Source organism: Pedobacter sp. GQ55 (assembly GCF_059758925.1).
Genome location: NZ_JCAXEI010000023.1, coordinates 1 through 2,934 on the forward strand (window position 1 = coordinate 1; position 2,934 = coordinate 2,934).

3 protein-coding genes are annotated in these 2,934 nt (G+C 37.7%); all 3 read right to left on the reverse strand.

Annotated elements, in window-relative coordinates:
* The coding region (locus tag AC6CH7_RS26400) for a Wzz/FepE/Etk N-terminal domain-containing protein (protein ID WP_498265553.1) at window positions 1–783 on the reverse strand (783 nt) is incomplete at its 3' end.
* Window positions 784–893: 110 nt separating this feature from the next.
* A complete protein-coding gene (locus tag AC6CH7_RS26405) occupies window positions 894–2,354 on the reverse strand; it encodes an O-antigen ligase family protein (RefSeq protein ID WP_498265554.1) in 1,461 nt (486 codons plus the stop codon).
* 9 nt (window positions 2,355–2,363) lie between these two features.
* The coding region (locus AC6CH7_RS26410) for a P-loop NTPase family protein (protein WP_498265555.1) at window positions 2,364–2,934 on the reverse strand (571 nt) is incomplete at its 5' end.

The window sequence follows — 2,934 nt, forward strand, 5'->3', positions numbered from 1 at the left end:
CGAGATCTGCGAGTAAACCATTTCCGACTGCTTGTCCAGGTTTAGCACACCATTCTTCATCTTAAACGATTTCAAAGCCGCATTCTTCTGGTTCATAGCCACCTCTTTCTTCTTCATCAATGAATCCAAAAGCTCTATAGAGTTATTCTGATTCAGATTAACATCCTCTCCATAGTTGTTAATAAAATTGGTCGACAGCGTGTTTACAACAAATGTAGACAGCAATGGGTTCTCCGAAACATAGTACACGTTTACAAAATCACTGTTATCAGGGCGGTATACTTTTAAATTATTGTTAATGCTTTCATTATCATAACCCATAGAACTAATGATGTCATACAACGGATATTTACCAGAATTATCGCTAATGGTAATCACCTGTTTGTTCAGCAACCTTTCTCTGTAAAGTCTTATTACTTCATCAATACCGGCCTGCCCTAATGACGCTACCTGTTTGCTGTAAGGCCTGAACGAAACTTTCTGACTTTCCAGATCATGAAGTATCAGGTTATAAGAAAGGATACTCATGATCCGCCTCATTTTCATCCGCTCAATGATGTTTGAAAACTGCTGGTTGATCTTAAAGATATCCGCGTTCCGATTAGAGTTAACTACAACCTGTTTAGATTGATCTACTAAACCTGTAGCAATTTGGGCCTCAGAACTATATTGTCTGGGAAGGTTCTTTACCAGAAAAAAGGTTATTACCCCTGTTAGTAGAGGCACTAATATCAAAACCCATTTATACTTGCCAAGAAGTCGTAAAAATGCTTTTATGTCCATTATAACTATTAAATTATATTTCTTACTTAATTATTTTTTGTCCTTTATCTCCAAAAAAAAGGCGATTATAAAACATATTACACCCGGAATAACAAAAATTTCAAATGGCATTAGCTGGTTAGTTTAGGTTCATTATTTATTGATGGTAATGGATTCTTTTTATCAAAATATACACTCTGAAATATAAATGCCAACGATACAGAAGCTACCACTGCAGATGGCATTGAATTAATTACTTCGTTACCATAGCTACAGAAAAAAATACCCGCTGTTGCCGAAAGCAGCGCAATGCACTTATACCTAAGCTTCACATTTGTGATTCTCCAGATTATCCCACAGCACTTACCCAGAATATACATCATCATTGAAAACCAGATTGTTAGCCCAACAATGCCATACATAGCCCAAACTTTAACCCAGTAGCTATCGGGTGCTATTGTCGATAAAAATTTATCTTTATTATATTCTCTGCCCCAGGTGCCAATTACCCCCAAACCTCCTCCAAAAGGATTATGTTTAAGGTATTCGCCAAGGATCATTTGATTGTTAAACCTAACATTCAATGAGGCTTCCTTAGGATTTACAGCACTCCGTAACCTGTAAATTTCATAACTGCCATTACCAATAGTTGTAAACTTTAAAAACCCGACAAACAATAAAGTGATGATCAAACCATACATCAATACTTTCACATTCTTTGTCAGGAAAATCAGAAACAATACCCCTACTACCAAAGCAAAAAATGCTCCCCTTGTTCCCGAAATCAACATTCCGTAAAACGATAATCCGGCAGCAATCAAGGCAAGCACTCTTTTCCATGATTTGAACGGAGCTATTGCAAGCACAATAGCAATCAGCACAAAAGAAGCCTGCGAAGCACCAAACTGTCCCGAATCACTATAAAAAGAAAACGCCCTTAATCTTCCCCACAACAAATGGGTAACGGCCCCTCCTTCATTTAAAAACCTTTGTTCACCCGGCGACAAGCCAATGTGTATCTGCTTAATACCATTCAAAGTTGCCAGCAACGACAATGCGATCAAAAGTATTAAAACCCTGTTTAATTTCTTCTCAGAATCAAACAATAGAAATACCAAAGGGATGATCAGCATCGGAAACAGTGCTGTACTTCTTATCTCCTGTAACCAGCCCATCACACTGGCGCCAGCAGGATTGATAATTTCAACTACACTAATGATAAACCACATCAGCATTAGTTTGGTCAATGGGTTATTTAAACGCGTCCAATCATATCGCTTGTGCTGAATGATCACAGTTATCCAGGTTAGCAATAAAAAAATCTCTATTCCTATACCATAGGCAATGCCACCAACCTCACGCGATAAGATCCCAAATAGAAAGCAATAAACTATCAATACAAGAAGCCCTACAGAGGGTTCTTTAAAAAGACAGATCATAAAAACAACAAACAATGCTGCCACAATTACCAGTACCGGTCCTACGGGGCCCAGATACGTTAGCAAACTAACTCCTAGAGCAACCAATATCCCTAAAACCGACAAAATTATTGTACGTCGTGTTTGTGATAAGGATGATAAATACTGGTACATAGGTTGTTATTATTTCACTTTGTTAAGGACCCAACCAATAAATCCAGGTTGCCCCTTAATATATGTCAACAGCTCCTTTTGAGGATCTGATATAGACCTGCCAGATTCAAAAACAGCTAAGTTCAGCTCTGTAAAAAGCAACCACTCTTTCGCTTTGTTAATGTCTTTAAGCCCGTTTACATCTATGATAATTACATCAAACTCGTCTTTTAAAACCTCAAAGCCCTTTCTTAAACTTGTTGTACTCTGGCTCTCCAATAAAGATGAATTTGCATCATTCTTATTCAAAATTGTAATCAGATCTTCTGTCTGAATTTCGCGTTTCACTAAAAAGGTCTCAAAATCCTGGTTTATGGCCAACGCTTTTGAATCCGATATCACCTTTTTTGTCTCCCCTCCAATTAACAGCACCTTTTCTCCCATCATTGCAAAACCATAGGCCAAACTGCCCGACAGAAAGGATTTACCCTCATTGCTATCAAGACTTGTAATCCCCAATATTTTGGCATTGTTCTTTTTCAAAGCGTCTGAAATCTCAAAACGCAATGACCTTAAAAGGTTTTTAAAAGACAGAAACTCA